A 15,338-nucleotide genomic window follows, 5' to 3' on the forward strand; every position below is an offset into this window, starting at 1 on the left:
CATCGCGCAAGGATTTCATGACGAGTCATTTTATCAGGCGGATTCCGTAGCGTCATCGCTATGACATGTGAAGGCTGGCCAGTTGGCTTTAGCTGTCAGCGGAAAAATACGGCCGATCGCCAGCGATTGTAGCGCGCTCCATGATGCGCCGCGCGGGGAAATAATCGGATGCAGCAAAATGCTGGGACGCGCGGTTATCCCAGAATGCGATAGCACCCCTGGTCCATTTGAAGCGGCATTGGATTTCCGGATTGGCAGCCGTTGCATAGAGTCTCCGAAGCAGTTCCTGGCTCTCGTCTGTATCCATGCCCACTATATGACTGGTGAAGGCACTGTTCACGTAAAGACTGCGCAATCCGGTCTCCGGATGCGTCCGTACGACCGGATGCTGTTGCGGCGGATATTGATCATGCAGTTCTTCCGGCTTTTTGTTCAGGCGTTTGGCGAACACTCTGGCGATATCATGGACCGCTGTCAGGCCAGTAATCTTCTCCCGAGTTTCTTGTGGCAGTTTTTCATAAGCAAGGTTCATATTGGCAAATAGCGTATCCCCACCAACCGGCGGAATTTCGAGAGCGCTCAGCACCGATCCCAACGATGGTTCGGCGCGCCAGGTAACATCACTGTGCCACATATTTTCCTGACCCCTGCTTTTCGCACCATGTTCGATGCGCAATATCTCCGGGTTGGGTTGGTCCTTTGGTGTGGCAGGATGGATTTCCAAAGTCCCGAATCTCCTTGCAAAGTGCAGCAGCTGTTCTTGCTCGAGATTCTGATCGCGAAAGAAAATGACCTTGTGGTCAAGCAGAGCTTGCCGGATATTCGCAATTGTCTCGTCCGGCTGCGGGTCGGACAGATTAATGCCCGAAAGTTCGGCACCGATAGCGGGGGTCAGCGGATGAATCTCAAAAGCATTCTCTATCTCAGATGCCTGTGCCGCACTTGCCATGCTAAATCTTCCCACTGTGTTTGTTATCAGGACTGTTATTAGGCTTTGATAGCATGATTGGTCGAACGGCCGCTACCATAAGATCGGCGAATATGACTTTACCGGCAGGATGGATGAATAGATTGTGAGGAATTGTAATAAAGTTGCGTGGCTTGTTTACGGCAGGAAAATGAGCTGATACCAACAGGGTAGTTACAAAGGGAATCGCAATGACAAAATATGTCCTCCTCGCCACCACTGCCTTGCTTGCTGCTTGCTCACCCTCAAACGGAGAAGTTGCTAGCGCCAGCGGGAATGCATCGTCTGCGCCAGCGGAATCAGCCGAAGTCACTCAGGATATTAACACACGCCTCACTGCCTTTTTTGATGATTATGATCAGATAGAATTGGCAAACTCGCCCATTGCAAAATCCTTTCGCGGTATCCGGGATGCGGATTATGGGAAGCTTGATGATCCGAGCGATGTTGCAGCGGTTGAGCAATATGAGCGTGGTCAAGAGGCTTTGGTGGTGATGGAAGCGGAGTTTGACGCAAGTCAATTGAACGAAGCCAATCAACTGAGTTATCGTCTATTTCAGGCACGGGCCGAACGATCTAAGGACGCTTTTCCGTTTCGTCGGAACGCTTATATTTTTGATCAGATGAATGGCGCGCAGAGCCAGATTCCAGCATTCATGATCAATATTCACCGCGTCAGCAACAAGGCGGATGCCGAAGCTTATGTAAGCCGGCTTAGCAATTCAGGGCCTTATATCGAAGCATTGGTGGCGCAATCGGCGGAGCGCGCGAACGATGGAATTATCGTTCCGGACTGGGTTTTTCCTTACGTGATCAACGATGCCAAAAATGTCATCAGTGGCGCGCCATTTGATACAGGCGTGGACTCCCCGATATTCGCTGATTTGAAAAAGAAGGTGAATGCGTTGTCCATTGCCGACAACGAAAAGGCCGACTTGATCGCACGGGGCCGTAACGCTTTGACCAACAGCCTGGCACCAGCCTATGAAAAACTGGTTGCTGAAATGGAACGTCAGCAGAAAATGGCGGTCGATGGCGATGGTGTGTGGCGATTCAAGGATGGCGCAGCTTATTATGCGGAGCGTCTGAAAAACTATACGACCACCGATCTGACCGCTGACCAGATTCACCAGATTGGCCTGGATAATGTCGCCCGTATTCATGGTGAAATGCGCAAAATCATGGCCAAGGTCGGTTTTGAAGGCAGTTTGCAGGACTTTTTCAAACATCTCAGAAGAAGCGATCAATATTTCCACACCAGCCGGGAGGATTATCTTGCCGAGGCTAATCTGAAGCTGGACGCAATGGAAAAAGAGCTGCCGAAGTTTTTCAATACATTGCCAAAAGCGCCATTTGTCATAAAACCAGTGGAAGCTTTTCGTGAAAAATCAGCCGGTAAGGCTTTTTATCAACGGCCCGCGCCAGATGGATCACGGCCTGGCACTTATTATGTCAATCTCTATGACCTGAAAGGCATGTCGAAAACCGAGCTGGAGGCATTGGCTTATCACGAAGCGCTGCCGGGCCACCATTTGCAGCTCGCGATTCAGACGGAACTTGGGGATTTACCAGCATTCCGCAAATTTGGCGGAATCACTGCTTATTCGGAAGGTTGGGGCCTCTACACCGAGGAGCTGGGCAAGGATATGGGCTTTTATACCGATCCCTATTCGGATTTCGGTCGCCTCGGCATGGAGCTTTGGCGCGCCTGCCGCCTGGTTGTCGACACCGGCATTCATGACAAGCGCTGGAGCCGCGAAAAAGCGATTAAATATCTGACCGACAATACGCCCAATCCAGATAGCGATATTCGAAAGGCGATTGAGCGCTATATTGTCTATCCCGGCCAAGCGACCGCCTATATGATCGGCAAGCTTAAAATCATGGAATTGCGGGCAAGAGCACAAAAAGAGCTAGGTGAAAAGTTTACCATGGGTGATTTCCATGACGTGATCTTGCGCAGCGGACCCGTGCCTTTGAATATCATGGAAGAACGGGTTGATAGCTGGATTGCCAAAACACGTTAGGCGCGGCAAATCGGCCGATGCATGGCCGTAATTGTCAACAAATAAAACGGGATATTGTCTTTTTTGTCCAATCCCCGCGCCGCGATTTCGGTGCATTTACAGGATGCGACCCAAAGAACCCCACCCGCAACGAATTTGCGGAATGGACTTCTTTTCCTTATTGGCCTGGCCAATTAATTGGCCAGGCCAGTTTTTTTTCCTATTTTTTTTGGCTATAAACGTGCAACCAATGGAATGCCGGTTTGCCCCCGAACCGGGAAAAGGGGTTCGTTTTGGTAAGTCTGAGATATTTCGCGCCTGCACAAGATGTTCGAGACTTAGTCTCGGTCTATTATCTATTTGAGGTCGAGCACCCTAAATTTGCAGATAATGAGCGTGCTGCCATTGCGCAGCTGCGTTTTCTTCTGGAAGGCACGGCCGAGCTCGGTTTTGCGGATGGAAAAACCTATTCTGCCAAAGATTCGATGCTGGTTGGCCCATCAACTGGCGCAATGCATTTTGATGTCAAAGGCCCGTTTCGCATGTTTGGCGTCGGTTTGCTGCCCGCGGGCTGGGCTGCGCTGACAAAAAAATCCGCCGCCGATTTTGCCGACAAGGCTGTGCCCGCCGGCAAGATATTTACGGATGAGATCGACAAAAGCCTTGAGTTACTCAGGAATTGCGAGGATGTGGATGCCATGACCACTTGGGCCGACCGGGTTTTTCGGGATTTGCGGCACCGCGTGAAACCCGAGGTCCAGCAGTTCACAAAAATGGTGGACGAATGGCTGTCGTCCGAACCATCGCCGCCAGTAAGCGCGCTAATGGAGCGATCGGATCAAAGCTCTCGCCAGGTGCTGCGCACGGTTAACAAGCTTTACGGCATGGCACCCAAATATCTTGCACGCAAATATCGCGCTTTGCGGGCGGCCCGGGCTTATGCGGAACAGAATGAGGATGAGCTGCTTGCACTGGAAGACTCCTTTTACGACCAGTCGCACATGATACGTGAGATAAAGTTTTTCGCTGGAACGACGCCGACCAAATTGCGGGTTGCCGAGGGGGAAACCGCGAAGCTGATAGACCAGCGCGGCCTTCTGAAAGGGCATATCCCTCCTCTCACTTCCGATACATAGCGCTCACTGGGAGTTGCAATCCTTCTTAAATACGACTAAATAAGTCTTATTTAGAGAATCACACCAATTTCGAGGGATTTTATGCGGCTTTCCAGCCTTGCCGACTACGCTGTTGTCCTGATGTCTGCTGCTTCGCGGCATTGCGGTGCTGCGCTGCTGGCAGAAGGAAAGCTTAACGCATCGACATTGTCCCAGGAAACAGGCGTGCCGTTACCGACGACGCAAAAGCTGGTCAGTCGTTTGTCTGCGGCAGGATTGATCGAATCAACCCGCGGTATTGGTGGCGGAATACGGTTGGCGCGCCCGCCTGCGTCCATCAGCCTCGCAGATATTGTCGAGGCAGTGGAAGGGCCGCTGGCGATTACATGCTGCACGATTGAAGGCAATCATGATTGTGCACTGGAAGACAGCTGTACGGTCAAGCCGCATTGGGGTGTGATCAACCAGACTATCCGGAAAGCATTGGACGACGTTAGCCTTGCAAGTCTGGCCGAGAAGCCGGCTGCGCAGATAATTAAAACTATGGAACAAGCGTGATGAGTGAAGAAGTAAAAACGGATCTTCAGGAACAGGATGAGCGGGCGGCGATGAATGCCGAAGCGCAAGCGGCCGTTGATAATGCCAGCGCCTATGAATTTGGCTGGTCATCCGACATCGAACAGGATTTCGCGCCCAAGGGTCTGAACGAAGATACGGTGCGCTTTATCTCCGACAAAAAAGGCGAGCCGCAGTGGATGCTGGACTGGCGCCTCAAGGCTTTTCGCATGTGGGAAACCATGGAAAGCCCGGACTGGGCCAAGCTCGACATCCCGATGATCGACTATCAGGACGCTTATTATTATGCCGAGCCCAAGGCGAAGCCAAAGCTGAACAGCCTCGATGAGGTCGATCCGGAAATCCTGCGGGTTTATGAAAAACTTGGCATTCCCATTGAAGAGCAAAAGGTACTCGCGGGCGTCGAAGGCGCGCGCAAGGTTGCCGTGGACGCGGTGTTTGACAGTGTGTCGGTGGCCACAACCTTCCGCGAAGAACTGGAAGAAGCGGGCGTGATTTTCCGTTCCATCTCCGAAGCGATCAAGGAATATCCCGACCTCGTTCGCAAATATCTCGGCAAGGTCGTGCCGATGAAGGATAATTATTTCGCGACGCTCAATTGCGCCGTGTTTAGCGACGGGACATTTGTTTATATTCCCAAAGGCGTCCGATGCCCGATGGAGCTTTCCACCTATTTCCGGATCAATGCCGAGAATACCGGTCAGTTTGAGCGGACACTGATCGTCGCGGATGAAGGCAGCTATGTCAGCTATCTCGAAGGCTGTACCGCGCCGATGCGAGATGAGAATCAGCTGCATGCCGCGGTGGTCGAACTGGTCGCGATGGATGATGCGGAGATTAAATATAGCACCGTGCAAAACTGGTATCCCGGCGACGAAGACGGGAAGGGCGGAATCTATAACTTCGTGACCAAACGCGGCCTGTGTCAGGGCAAGAACAGCAAAATCAGCTGGACCCAGGTGGAGACCGGCAGCGCCGTAACCTGGAAATATCCAAGCTGTGTGCTCAACGGCGAAAATAGCGTGGGCGAATTTTACTCGGTTGCACTGACCAATAATTATCAGCAGGCCGATACCGGCACCAAGATGATTCACAACGGCAAGAACAGCCGATCAACGATCATCTCGAAAGGGATTAGTGCCGGTAAAAGCGACAACACCTATCGCGGGCTGGTCCGCGTTGGCGCCAATGCGGAAAATGTCCGCAACTTCACCCAATGTGACTCGCTGCTGCTCGGCGATACCTGCGGCGCGCATACCGTGCCTTATATCGAGGTGAAGAACCCCACCGCGCAGATCGAACATGAAGCCACGACGTCAAAAATTTCCGATGACCAGATGTTCTACGCCCAGCAACGCGGGCTGGACGAGGAAGAAGCAGTATCCCTGATTGTCAACGGTTTTGCCAAGGATGTGCTGAAGCAATTGCCGATGGAATTTGCCGTGGAAGCGCAGAAGTTGCTGGCGATCTCCCTTGAGGGAAGTGTCGGGTGAGTTTCACTTGGGAGCCTATACCGTGGACATTTGGTTTTTTTTCGGCACGAAGAGCCAAAAAGGCCTTTCTTGAGCGAGCAAACCTCTCGCTAAATTGGTCTAAGGCCAAGGATGATTGGCCGCCGGCAGGTGAGCTGTTTGATGATGCCGACTTCGCGGTAAAGGCTGGTGTAGGATACGTTGCTGAAACAGAATCAGAAAAGCTCTTTTTGTTTCATCGTGATTGGTTTGGATTTCCTGATCCGCCCGAATGGGGATTGGTGTCACAAACCAAAATTGATGGAAGTTGGAAACCTCTGGGAAGTTTTGAACCGCTTCCCGCTACTTGGAAAGTACCAGAGAATATAAATGCTGAAAATTGAAAACCTCCACGCCCAAGTCGGCGATACAGAAATCCTCAAAGGGCTTTCGCTCGAACTGAACGCAGGTGAAATCCATGCGATCATGGGACCTAACGGCGCGGGTAAGTCGACGCTGTCTTACGCGCTCGGCGGACGGCCCGGCTATGAAATCACGTCTGGAAGTGTGAACTTTGACGGACAGGATTTGCTCGACCTCGATCCGCATGAACGGGCAGCCGCGGGTATCTTCCTCGGCTTCCAATATCCGGTTGAGATTCCCGGTGTATCCAACCTGCAGTTCCTGCGCGAAAGTCTTAACAGCCAGCGCAAGTCGCGCGGGGAAGAGCCTTTATCGGGCGCCGAATTTATCAAGTTGGCCAAGGAAAAGTCAGCGCTGCTGAAAATGGACATGGATATGCTCAAACGCGCGGTCAATGTCGGTTTCTCCGGCGGCGAAAAGAAGCGCAACGAGATGGTGCAAATGGGGATTATCGATCCCAAACTGGCAATCCTCGACGAAACTGATAGCGGTCTCGACATTGATGCGCTGCGCGTTGTCGGATCGGGTATCAATGCGATCATGCGCCAACCGGACAAGGCGGTGCTGCTGATCACCCACTATCAACGTCTGCTCGACGAAGTGAAGCCGGACTATGTGCATGTTCTGGCAGATGGTCGGATTGTCAAAACGGGTGGCCCTGAACTGGCGCTACAGCTCGAAGAAGAAGGTTATGAGGCGGTGGCCGCATGATTTTGACTGTCCTCTTGCTGGCAGCGGTGCAACCGGCTGCGCCTTCGGTCGAGAATGAGGTGGTCGAGAATGAGATTGTCGTCATCGGACGGCGATTGAACAGCATATCAGCCATGGTTGGCAAAGACCAAAAAGGCCGTTTCACTTGTTCGCTCGACAAGTCTTCCGGCAATATCAATTTGGACAAGCGACTGTGTAAAACAACTGTGCGGTGTATCCGCGACGGGGCCGCCGATGACGGCGCCATTAAAAGCTGCGTGGATGCGGAAAAGCCAAAATTGATGGCCAAATTACGCCGCGAATTACAAAGGTCTCAGCCATGACTGCAACACTTCCCCTCCCGACCAAGCGCGATGAGGCGTGGCGTTATGCGGACCTGAAAGCGCTTGAACCGGTCTGGCCCAAGCTGGATGGTCCGGAGCGGCTGGTCGTTGCGGCCGGTGAGACCGCTTCACGCCAGATCACAGAGCTGCCGATGATGGAAGGCGTCGGCATTGTCGATCTGGACATTACCGTTGGCGATAACGCGAATTTCGCTTTGCATGTGCTGGCAAGTGCTGCCGACTATGGTCGCATTCAGGTCAAAGTGACGCTCGGCAAAGGCGCGCATTTTGAACTGGGCGGCGCGATATTGGGCAGCGGCACACAGACTCTGGAAATTGTGACCGAGACTATTCATGCTGAACCGAATGCAACGTCTAATCAGGTCGTGCGCTCGGTACTGTCAGGCAAAGCCACCGGCAGTTTCCTCGGCAAGATCAATGTTGCACGCGATGCGCAAAAAACCGATGCCGCGCAATCGGTCAAAGCCATGCTACTCGACCGCACTGCAACTGCCAATGCCAAGCCGGAGCTGGAAATTTTCGCTGACGATGTGAAATGTGCCCATGGCGCAACCGTTGGCGAACTCGACAAGCAAGCGCTGTTCTATATGGCCTCGCGCGGATTGTCACCGGAACTGGCGCAGAAATTGATGCTGCAGGCGTTTATCGCCGATGCTTTCGTCAGCATGGACGATGACGCGGCGCGCGAAGCGATTGAGAGTAAGGCGCTTGAGGTGCTTGAATCTTTGGGGGAGAATTTGCCGTGAACGAAGCTTCACCCATCATCCCCGCCATTGCACGCTGGGAAAATGAGGGCGGAGCCGTATCTTCGGGTACGCGTCGTGCCGACTTTCCAGGTATCGCGGCCGACTGGCATTATCTCGACACAGCAGCGACCTCGCAAAAGCCTGAAGCGGTGCTTGACGCCATAGCGCGCGCCTATGGCCCTGATTACGCGACCGTTCACCGCGGTGTGTACGAACGATCGGCCAATATGACGCTCGCATATGAAGCCGCCCGCAAACGGGTTGCTGGATTGCTCAATGCTGCCAGCGAAAGCGAAATTGTCTTCACCAGCGGTGCGACGGACAGCATCAATCTGGTCGCCGAAAGTTGGGGTAACGCGAATGTCGGCAAAGACGACCGGATCATGCTGTCGCAGCTGGAGCATCACAGCAATATCGTGCCATGGCAATTGCTGGCCGAGCGGGTGGGTGCGCATATTGATGTCGCGCCGCTGACGGATGATGGCCAGATTGATCTCGACTGGATTGAAGCCAATCTTACTGAGCGGCATAAGCTGGTGGCGTTGGCGCACGTATCCAATGTGCTGGGATCATTGCTGGATGCCAAGCGCGCAGCAGCCATCGCTCATAAAGTTGGTGCGAAACTGTTGCTTGATGGCTGTCAGGCTGCACCGCGTGTGCCCGTCGATGTGCTGGATATCGGCTGCGATTTCTATGTCTTTTCCGGCCACAAAATTTACGGTCCGACAGGCATCGGTGCACTGTGGGCGCCTTATGAGATTCTTGACGCCATGCCCCCATGGAAGGGTGGCGGGTCGATGATTGATCGGGTCAGTTTTGACGGCACAACCTATGCGCCGCCGCCGGGACGCTTTGAGGCAGGCACGCCTCATATTGCCGGGGTCGTGGGCTTGGATGCCGCGATCCAATATGTTGAAGGCATTGGGCTGGATGTCATTTCTGCCCATGAAAATGCAACGCTGGCGATGGCGCGTGAAGCATTGTCCGGCATCAACAGCGTGCGGGTATTTGGCCCGGATAAGAGCATGGGAATATTGAGTTTTGCGGTTGGTGACGTGCATCCGCACGATGTCGCCACTATATTGGATGAAGGCGGGGTTGCGATCCGCGCCGGTCATCATTGTGCGCAGCCGCTGATGGACTATATGGGCGTGCCCGCTACCGCACGGGCGAGCTTTGGAATTTACAGCGATGCAGAAGATGTCGCGGCTCTGGTCAAGGGTATCGAACGGGTGAGAAAGATTTTCGGGTAGGAAGTAGAGATGAACGAAGAACGCAAGATATTGGTCGAAGAAGTCGACAGTGTGGAAAAGCCCCCTTTGGCAAAGGTCGAGGATGCGGTTGAAGAAAAACCTGCGCCCGTCGTTGCGCCGTCTCCCTACGAAGCGGAAAGTGATGCCAGCAAGCTCAGCCGCAAGCGGGACTATCTTGAAGGTTTTCTGGCGCAGCAACCGACCGAAACACCGGCCGGTGAGGCGGGCGGCGATCTCTATGAGGCCGTCATCGATACCCTGAAGTCGATTTATGATCCTGAGATTCCGGTGAATATCTATGATCTTGGTTTGATATACGGTGTGGAAATTACGCCGGATAATCACGCGATTGTCACCATGACTTTGACCACGCCGCATTGCCCGGTCGCAGAATCCATGCCTGGCGAAATTGAAATGCAGGTCGGCAGCGTGCCCGGTGTTGGCCATAGCGAAGTGAACCTCGTCTGGGATCCGCCATGGGACCCGCAGAAGATGAGCGATGAGGCGAAGCTCGAACTGGGGATGTTATGACGGCGACAGCGACTCTTTCCAAGGCATCGGCCGCCACCGTCATTCGCGCGGATTACGCCAATGCGGATCATGCGGCGGATATTGTCGGCATGCTGCGCGTCTATGCGATGGATCCGATGGGCGGAGGCGAAGACCTCTCGGAGGAGGTTCAGGCGAATCTGGTGCCCGGACTGGCAGCGACACCGGCAGCATCCTCCTTGCTGGCCTATGTCGGCGATGAGGTGGCGGGTCTCGCCAATTTGATGACGACATTTTCGTCCTTTGGTGGGAAACCGCTGATCAATATTCATGACATCGTGGTTTCCAAAGAATATCGCGGCACCGGCGTCGGACGGGCGCTGTTCGCGGAAATTGAAACCATTGCCCGGGAAGCAGGAGCGTGCAAAGTCACGCTCGAAGTGCTGGAAGGCAACGCACCGGCGAAAGCGCTTTATACGTCGCTGGGCTATGGTGATTATGTGCTCGACCCCGAAATGGGCAGAGCATTGTTTTGGCAGAAAAGGCTTTAGCTATGACCGATACACAAACCAAAACCAGAGAAATTCCTGCGGCGATCACCCTGACGCCTGCGGCCGAGCAACGCGTCGCCGACCTGATGGCCAAAGCACCCGAGGATGTGATCGGTGTAAAACTATCCACCCCGCGCAGAGGCTGTTCCGGCCTCGCCTATTCGGTCGATTATATCACCGAGGAAGTGAAGTTTGACGAGAAGATCGTGACCCCCGGCGGCGTGTTTTACGTGGATGGGCCAAGCGTGCTTTATCTGATCGGTTCAACCATGGACTGGCAGGAAGATGATTTTACAGCCGGTTTCGTGTTCAACAATCCCAATAGCAAAGGCGATTGCGGCTGCGGGGAATCATTCACCGTATAAAATGAAAGGGCGCGATATTGCTGCCGCGCCCTTCCTTGTTGGCCAACTAGCTGTCCGTCAGTTTGACGATATCATTCATCAAACCGCTGGTACCGTTATTGACCGTCAACCGGTCCACTTTACCGGCAATGCTTTCCAGAGCCTCAAGCTCTTTCAGCCGCAGCATGACCGGGTTATCGGCCATCACCTTTGCGGTGTTCAAAAGTGACCGCGTTGCGTTCGTTTCTTCCCGACGCTTGATGACATTGGCCTCAGCCGACTTCTGCGCAGAAACCACCTGGTTCAAAAGCTCCCGCATTTCACCCGGCAGGATCACGTCCTTCAGGATGATATCGGACACTTCCAGGCCAATGGCCGCCATATCGCTCCGGACTTTCTGAGCCGCTTCAGCATCGACCGTGACCTGCTTGTCGAGGATCTGGTCGAGCGTCATCGCACCCAGCGTTTTCCGAAACGCATATTGCAGCGCCCGGTACAGCGCATCGGCAAAGTCTTTGACCTCGGTCACGGCCTTGACGGGATCAACCACCCGGTATTGCGCCGAGATATTGATCCGCAACGTCACGCGATCCTTGGTCAATAGCTCCTGACCGGTTACGTCAAGCGGCTGCCGCGTCAGATCAACGATCTTTACGGCGACCTTCTGACCAACCATCCAGTAGCCGGTGACACCCGGGGTCAATTCACCGGCCATCTGACCATCGACGGTGAGCAGGCCAATCTGACCCTTGTCCACCTCGACAATCCGGACCTGATTGAGCAGGCTTGCCACGCCGGCCTTTATCAGCCGCTGCAGCAAGACCGGCGCGATCACTGGATTGGTCTCCAGCGCGATCACCTCTGCCTTCCAAGGACCGGCATCGGTCCAGACGGTGAGTTTGCTATCCGGTGAGAGGACGGAATTTACCCGTCCGTCGCATTCTATGACAGCAATCTCGTTGGTCCCGGTCCGGTACTGGGTCAGATGGGCGCCCGCCTGATCCGGTGCTTTTTCAAAAAGCGCCTTTTCATAGACCGAGACAAAAGCCGCGCTGTTGAGCGCCATGCGTTCAACCCGCAATTGCTTGCGCCGGTTTGGCAGGACATGCTCGCCTGCTCCCAATAGTCCGCGGACCTCGCCCTTATAAAGCCAGATCGCCCGTTCGTTTTCATTGATGGTTACCCGCGTGCGGCCCATCAGCTTGTCAATCAAATACAACATAATACTCACTCAAATATCAGCTCACGCCAATCTCCTTTTACATTTGCCCGGGGCCGGAATTGGCCCAAAGCGTTTCCCCAATCAAACAGGTCCCGGATAAGATTCAGGGACCGGTGGCATGCCGCGCGGCGGGCCAAGGTGGAGCGGATATTGCAGCGCGCGGGGCGGATAGAGAGGCGCTCGAAAACATCGCTCATCGACCCCGGCACAGCGCCATCATCACGCCTTAGCCGGACCGCTTGTCATGGTGGCAGGCGCTTTGCCGTTGGCGTTTGGAAATCCGAAGACTCCCGCCCGCCGCGGACGCCGCGCCGTTCACATGCCGGTCCCCGAACCCGGTATTTCTCAAACAGCATTATGAGTGCTGGGGTCCTTTTACAGACCGAGAGTGGAGCAGGAATCGAACCTGCGACATCAAGATTCGTAGTCTTGTGCTCTAACCATCTGAGCTATCCAGTGGTGCGTTGAGACGAGAATCGAACTCGCTTACCTGGTGTTTGAAGCCAGTGCTCTATCCAATTGAGCTACTCATGCAACCAATCGAGACAAAGCAGCATCCGTACATGCGGGTATCAGGGATACTGCATGCGGGCGGGCCATATGAAACCCAACCGTTGACGTCCGCCCCATCCATTGATCGGGAGGCGGGCCGTTAGGGTGCGGTTTTGAATCGCGCAACCGGCGAGGGCGGTTTTAGCGGTGAGGCGGGGTGTGGGAGCGGTCAGTGGTTACGGATGATACTAAATACGACCGGAGTCGAATATTCTTTGGAAGGCAAATTTACCGATAATAGTGCGCTAAGATAACTCTCTGCTTTTCAGGGTGGACCAATAAAAAACCTTCATCAAAATAGCTAAAATAGGAACCGGGTGTAGCCATGTAGTTATCCAACTCGACCTTTAGATATCCTGGGTCACCACAAAATTGGGTGCCCTCCGAATGCAAATATGGGCGTATTTTTACGGGCGTTTTGTTCCACTTCTCCCAATGTCTTCGTTCTGATAACAAACCTTTGGCAAAGTATGCCGATCCTTGTCGGATTATTTCTTTGGCAGTGGCTTCGTCAATGTTGTGCGCAACAATACCACAGGAATCATGTGAATTACCTTCATAGAAAAAACCTATGTCAAACTGTTCGGGAATATGGGATGAAGGGAAAGTGTACAAAAAGTGTGTGGTCCAAGCGACCGGAATGCCGATAGTTAGAGTAAGAGCTACTACGCCGCCGCTCAACCACCGCGTAAGTGTTTTTGCAGTCTCCACAAATGTGAAATAGCGATTCTGGTGTTAATTTGAAGTAAAAACCCCAGCGCTTTCACGCCGGGGTTTCTTTATTTCGTCATCCTGAACTTGGTTCAGGGTCTATTTTTTGATCCGCGCCTCCGGTTCGATGGATGCTGAAACAAGTTCAGCATCACGAGTGAGGGAGGCGCTGTGTCGATGTCAGACTTTCGAAGTCAATTCCGGAACAGCGTTAAACAGGTCCGCAACCAGGCCGATATCGGCGATCTGGAAAATCGGTGCGTCTTCGTCCTTGTTGATCGCGACGATTGTTTTCGAATCTTTCATGCCTGCCAGATGCTGGATCGCGCCGGAAATGCCGATGGCGATATAGACTTCCGGTGCAACGATTTTGCCGGTCTGGCCGACTTGATAATCGTTGGGGACATAGCCCGCATCGACCGCAGCGCGGGAAGCACCGATGCCGGCGCCGAGCTTGTCGGCGAGAGGCGTGATAACTTCTTCGAACTTTTCGGAAGAGCCCAAAGCACGGCCGCCAGATACGATGATTTTGGCGCTGGTCAGCTCGGGACGTTCGGACTTGGCGATTTCTTCGCTCACAAATGATGAAAGCCCGGATTCGCCTGCGCCGGTGACGCCTTCGATGGATGCGGAACCGCCTTCGGCTGCGGCCTTGTCAAAAGCCGTACCGCGTACGGTGATGACTTTCTTGGCATCGCTCGATTTGACGGTGGCAATCGCGTTACCGGCATAGATCGGACGCGTGAACGTATCTTCGCTTTCGACCGAAAGAATGTCGGAAATCTGCATGACGTCGAGCAGAGCAGCGACGCGCGGTGCGATATTCTTGCCGGTGGTTGTGGCAGGCGCAAGGAAAGCGTCATGGCTTTCCATCAGACTGGCGACCAATGGCGCGACATTTTCAGCGAGCTGATTGGCGAGCGCGGCATCATCGGCCACATGGACGGTGCTGACACCGGCAACCTTGGCGGCTTGCTCACCAACGCTGGCACAGCCGGATCCGGCGACCAGAGCGTGGACTTCGCCCAGTTGCGACGCGGCGGTGACAACAGCCAGCGTCGCATCTTTCATTTCGGTGTTGTCATGTTCTACGAGTACAAGAGTCTTCATCAGATGGCTCCTACAGCTTTAAGTTTGGCGACCAGCGCATCCACATCCTCGACCTTTTCACCAGCCTGACGGACAGGCGGTTCGGAAACATTGGTGGTGGTGAGGCGCGGCGCGATATCGACGCCGTAATCGGCCGGCGTTTTCTCATCGAGCGGCTTTTTCTTCGCCTTCATGATGTTTGGCAGCGACGCATAGCGCGGTTCGTTCAGGCGCAGGTCGGTGGTGACCACGGCAGGCAAGCTGAGCTTAACCGTCTGCAAACCGCCATCAATTTCACGCTTCACTTCAACGCTGTCGCCATCAACAGAAACCGTGTTGGCGAACGTACCTTGGCCCCAACCGAGCAGAGCAGCAAGCATCTGGCCGGTCTGGTTGCTATCATCATCAATCGCCTGTTTGCCGGTGATAACCAGTTTCGGCGCTTCTTCTTCAACGATTTTCGCAAGAATTTTGGCAACGCCCAGTGGCTCGACTTCTTCGTCTGTCTGCACCAGGATCGCACGGTCTGCACCCATGGCGAGAGCGGTGCGCAGGGTTTCCTGTGCCTTTTGCGGGCCAACCGAAACCGCGACGATTTCTTCTGCCTTGCCTGCTTCTTTCAGGCGAATCGCTTCTTCGACAGAAATTTCGTCAAACGGGTTCATCGACATTTTGACATTAGCGAGATCCACGCCGCTGCCATCGGATTTCACCCGCGGTTTCACATTATAGTCAATCACCCGTTTGACGGGCACCAGGATTTTCATTGCTGTTTCCTTCTTTCAATT

General features: G+C 53.9%; 16 protein-coding genes. 12 read left to right on the top strand and 4 right to left on the bottom strand.

Features of this window, described 5'->3' with window-relative positions; genetic code table 11:
• Positions 1-88: 88 nt before the first annotated feature.
• Positions 89-949 (bottom strand): TauD/TfdA dioxygenase family protein, encoded by an 861-nt coding sequence (locus AC6I9Z_RS03110; protein ID WP_461457117.1) that lies wholly within the window; start codon positions 947-949, stop codon positions 89-91.
• Between the two features lie 209 nt (positions 950-1,158).
• Here AC6I9Z_RS03110 and AC6I9Z_RS03115 point away from each other — a divergent pair, with 209 nt between their 5' ends.
• The 12 genes from AC6I9Z_RS03115 (at position 1,159) to AC6I9Z_RS03170 (ending at position 10,997) form a co-directional block, all read left to right on the top strand.
• The gene (locus AC6I9Z_RS03115; protein WP_461457115.1) at positions 1,159-2,994 is read left to right on the top strand and encodes a DUF885 domain-containing protein; all 1,836 of its coding nucleotides are present in this window, start codon (positions 1,159-1,161) and stop codon (positions 2,992-2,994) included.
• 272 nt (positions 2,995-3,266) lie between these two features.
• Entirely contained in the window at positions 3,267-4,109 is an 843-nt protein-coding gene (locus AC6I9Z_RS03120; protein ID WP_461457113.1) for a DUF6597 domain-containing transcriptional factor, read from the top strand.
• A gap of 81 nt (positions 4,110-4,190) precedes the next feature.
• The gene (locus AC6I9Z_RS03125; RefSeq protein ID WP_461457111.1) at positions 4,191-4,646 is read left to right on the top strand and encodes an SUF system Fe-S cluster assembly regulator; all 456 of its coding nucleotides are present in this window, start codon (positions 4,191-4,193) and stop codon (positions 4,644-4,646) included.
• 50 nt (positions 4,647-4,696) lie between these two features.
• The gene (gene sufB, locus AC6I9Z_RS03130) at positions 4,697-6,157 is read left to right on the top strand and encodes a Fe-S cluster assembly protein SufB (protein ID WP_461458213.1); all 1,461 of its coding nucleotides are present in this window, start codon (positions 4,697-4,699) and stop codon (positions 6,155-6,157) included.
• The gene (locus tag AC6I9Z_RS03135) at positions 6,154-6,519 is read left to right on the top strand and encodes a hypothetical protein (protein WP_461457109.1); all 366 of its coding nucleotides are present in this window, start codon (positions 6,154-6,156) and stop codon (positions 6,517-6,519) included. The genes sufB and AC6I9Z_RS03135 overlap by 4 nt, the downstream gene beginning before the upstream one ends.
• Complete coding sequence (gene sufC, locus AC6I9Z_RS03140; RefSeq protein ID WP_461457108.1) at positions 6,506-7,249, top strand: Fe-S cluster assembly ATPase SufC; 744 nt, start codon at positions 6,506-6,508, stop codon at positions 7,247-7,249. Before AC6I9Z_RS03135 ends, sufC begins: the two co-directional genes overlap by 14 nt.
• Positions 7,246-7,572 (top strand): hypothetical protein, encoded by a 327-nt coding sequence (locus AC6I9Z_RS03145; protein ID WP_461457106.1) that lies wholly within the window; start codon positions 7,246-7,248, stop codon positions 7,570-7,572. The genes sufC and AC6I9Z_RS03145 overlap by 4 nt, the downstream gene beginning before the upstream one ends.
• Positions 7,569-8,339, top strand: a complete 771-nt coding sequence (locus tag AC6I9Z_RS03150; protein WP_461457104.1) for a SufD family Fe-S cluster assembly protein — start codon at positions 7,569-7,571, stop codon at positions 8,337-8,339. Before AC6I9Z_RS03145 ends, AC6I9Z_RS03150 begins: the two co-directional genes overlap by 4 nt.
• 26 nt (positions 8,340-8,365) lie before the next feature.
• Positions 8,366-9,592, top strand: a complete 1,227-nt coding sequence (locus tag AC6I9Z_RS03155) for a SufS family cysteine desulfurase (RefSeq protein ID WP_461458211.1) — start codon at positions 8,366-8,368, stop codon at positions 9,590-9,592.
• Positions 9,593-9,601: 9 nt separating this feature from the next.
• The gene (locus AC6I9Z_RS03160; RefSeq protein ID WP_461457102.1) at positions 9,602-10,123 is read left to right on the top strand and encodes an SUF system Fe-S cluster assembly protein; all 522 of its coding nucleotides are present in this window, start codon (positions 9,602-9,604) and stop codon (positions 10,121-10,123) included.
• On the top strand, positions 10,120-10,632 hold the full coding sequence (locus AC6I9Z_RS03165; protein WP_461457100.1) for a GNAT family N-acetyltransferase: 513 nt from the start codon (positions 10,120-10,122) through the stop codon (positions 10,630-10,632). Before AC6I9Z_RS03160 ends, AC6I9Z_RS03165 begins: the two co-directional genes overlap by 4 nt.
• Positions 10,633-10,634: 2 nt before the next feature.
• Positions 10,635-10,997, top strand: a complete 363-nt coding sequence (locus AC6I9Z_RS03170) for a HesB/IscA family protein (protein WP_461457098.1) — start codon at positions 10,635-10,637, stop codon at positions 10,995-10,997.
• A gap of 46 nt (positions 10,998-11,043) precedes the next feature.
• Here the strand turns inward: AC6I9Z_RS03170 and AC6I9Z_RS03175 are convergent, their stop codons facing one another.
• The 3 genes from AC6I9Z_RS03175 to AC6I9Z_RS03185 form a co-directional block, all read right to left on the bottom strand.
• Positions 11,044-12,198: a slipin family protein gene (locus AC6I9Z_RS03175; RefSeq protein WP_461458209.1), complete on the bottom strand. Its 1,155-nt coding sequence runs from the start codon at positions 12,196-12,198 to the stop codon at positions 11,044-11,046.
• A gap of 1,443 nt (positions 12,199-13,641) precedes the next feature.
• Positions 13,642-14,571 (bottom strand): electron transfer flavoprotein subunit alpha/FixB family protein, encoded by a 930-nt coding sequence (locus AC6I9Z_RS03180; RefSeq protein WP_461457096.1) that lies wholly within the window; start codon positions 14,569-14,571, stop codon positions 13,642-13,644.
• Complete coding sequence (locus AC6I9Z_RS03185; protein ID WP_109355963.1) at positions 14,571-15,317, bottom strand: electron transfer flavoprotein subunit beta/FixA family protein; 747 nt, start codon at positions 15,315-15,317, stop codon at positions 14,571-14,573. The genes AC6I9Z_RS03180 and AC6I9Z_RS03185 overlap by 1 nt, the downstream gene beginning before the upstream one ends.
• Positions 15,318-15,338: the final 21 nt, after the last annotated feature.

The organism is Parasphingorhabdus sp., from assembly GCF_059726685.1.

Bases quoted from the DNA above. Each gene is read 5' to 3' on its own strand.
- AC6I9Z_RS03110 (WP_461457117.1), bottom strand. From the start codon at position 949: ATGGCAAGTGCGGCACAGGCATCTGAGATAGAGAATGCTTTTGAGATT.
- AC6I9Z_RS03115 (WP_461457115.1), top strand. From the start codon at position 1,159: ATGACAAAATATGTCCTCCTCGCCACCACTGCCTTGCTTGCTGCTTGC.
- AC6I9Z_RS03125 (WP_461457111.1), top strand. From the start codon at position 4,191: ATGCGGCTTTCCAGCCTTGCCGACTACGCTGTTGTCCTGATGTCTGCT.
- sufB (WP_461458213.1), top strand. From the start codon at position 4,697: ATGAATGCCGAAGCGCAAGCGGCCGTTGATAATGCCAGCGCCTATGAA.
- sufC (WP_461457108.1), top strand. From the start codon at position 6,506: ATGCTGAAAATTGAAAACCTCCACGCCCAAGTCGGCGATACAGAAATC.
- AC6I9Z_RS03145 (WP_461457106.1), top strand. From the start codon at position 7,246: ATGATTTTGACTGTCCTCTTGCTGGCAGCGGTGCAACCGGCTGCGCCT.
- AC6I9Z_RS03150 (WP_461457104.1), top strand. From the start codon at position 7,569: ATGACTGCAACACTTCCCCTCCCGACCAAGCGCGATGAGGCGTGGCGT.
- AC6I9Z_RS03160 (WP_461457102.1), top strand. From the start codon at position 9,602: ATGAACGAAGAACGCAAGATATTGGTCGAAGAAGTCGACAGTGTGGAA.
- AC6I9Z_RS03165 (WP_461457100.1), top strand. From the start codon at position 10,120: ATGACGGCGACAGCGACTCTTTCCAAGGCATCGGCCGCCACCGTCATT.
- AC6I9Z_RS03170 (WP_461457098.1), top strand. From the start codon at position 10,635: ATGACCGATACACAAACCAAAACCAGAGAAATTCCTGCGGCGATCACC.
- AC6I9Z_RS03175 (WP_461458209.1), bottom strand. From the start codon at position 12,198: ATGTTGTATTTGATTGACAAGCTGATGGGCCGCACGCGGGTAACCATC.
- AC6I9Z_RS03180 (WP_461457096.1), bottom strand. From the start codon at position 14,571: ATGAAGACTCTTGTACTCGTAGAACATGACAACACCGAAATGAAAGAT.
- AC6I9Z_RS03185 (WP_109355963.1), bottom strand. From the start codon at position 15,317: ATGAAAATCCTGGTGCCCGTCAAACGGGTGATTGACTATAATGTGAAA.